Raw genomic sequence first — 778 nt, 5'->3', positions numbered from 1 at the left:
TAGGAGTATTTTCTGTAAACTCTACCGAAGCTAGTACATTAGAAAAGGGACAGAGATTAACTAAAGAGCAAATTTCATTAAAAATTTACGAGATTAATAGTAAGTATGATATAAACGAAGTAATATCGAAAGAGGATCAAAATTTCATTAAAATATATGGAACTAGCCTGTTCTTAAATAAAACTTCTTTCCAAGCTACTTCACCAATGTACACGAATCAAAAAACTGTAGCTGGAATTAACACTAAAATTTCTGGTGATATTTTTTATGGACAAACTCCTATGATCTTAAAAATGTATGGTGGAAAATTTATAACGGAAACTTTTTCTGGTAACGCCACTAAAATAACAAATAATCTTCATTATGGAACATATCGATTAGATTCTAAAGAAGGAATGGTAAAAATAACTGGGGGAACACTATCCAATTTGTGTGATAACGGAAAATATTGCGAGTTCTCCAAAGTTGGAACGTATGCTGGAGATTTCGCTTTAGCCAAGGGAGAAGCGATTATTGAGTATCCAGAAGGGACATTTTCTATTGATTTAGTAGAGAATTAATAAGCCTTGAAAAATTAGAAACAATAGTGAAGTAAAATAAAGATAATAAGTCGAATCCCCTATAATAAAAGAGACTGTTTTTTGAAGTCTCTTTTATCTATTATAATTTAAATATGAGTAACATGTGAATACTGGCTAAGATAAAAATTGTCACTTACTTTTAGACGTTTATTTTTTTGAAGGAATAAAATCGCTATTTTTTTAGCGTATGCTTGTAT

Annotated in this window: 1 protein-coding gene; it reads left to right on the top strand. The window is 29.8% G+C overall.

The window, feature by feature from the left end; translation table 11 throughout:
• Positions 1-560, top strand: a 560-nt coding sequence (locus AC1DJR_RS32120; RefSeq protein ID WP_477004482.1) for a hypothetical protein, incomplete at its 5' end; no start/stop codon positions are given.
• Positions 561-778: the final 218 nt, after the last annotated feature.

Source organism: Bacillus sp. 05T31, from assembly GCF_056396725.1.
This window is presented reverse-complemented; position numbering and strand designations above follow the sequence as displayed.